The sequence below is a fragment of the Chromohalobacter sp. HP20-39 genome (genome assembly GCF_033052815.1).
Taxonomy (GTDB): domain Bacteria; phylum Pseudomonadota; class Gammaproteobacteria; order Pseudomonadales; family Halomonadaceae; genus Chromohalobacter.
This window is the reverse complement of record NZ_JAWHTP010001207.1, coordinates 1-233: the sequence shown is the minus strand read 5'-3', so window position 1 is coordinate 233 and position 233 is coordinate 1. Positions and strand designations below refer to the sequence as shown.

The following is a 233-nucleotide window of genomic DNA, read 5'->3' as shown; positions in this document are numbered from 1 at the left end:
CCCCCGGCTGAGCTGCCCGCACAGATAGGTCCACACAGCGTGGGCCGCGGCCTGCGCGGTCAGCTCGGCATGGTCGTAGGGCGGAGCCACCTCGACGCAGTCCATGCCGACGAAGTTCAGGTCGTGCAGCTCCTCCAGCAGCGTGAACAGCTGGCCGCTGCTCAGCCCGCCCGGCTCGGGCGTGCCGGTGCCCGGTGAGAAGCCGGGGTCCAGGCAGTCGATGTCCAGGCTCA

The 233-nt window shown here is 70.8% G+C and carries 1 protein-coding gene; it reads right to left on the bottom strand.

What is annotated here, in order from left to right; translation table 11 throughout:
• The coding region (locus RVY79_RS21725; protein WP_317466699.1) for an arginase family protein at positions 1–233 on the bottom strand (233 nt) is incomplete at both ends.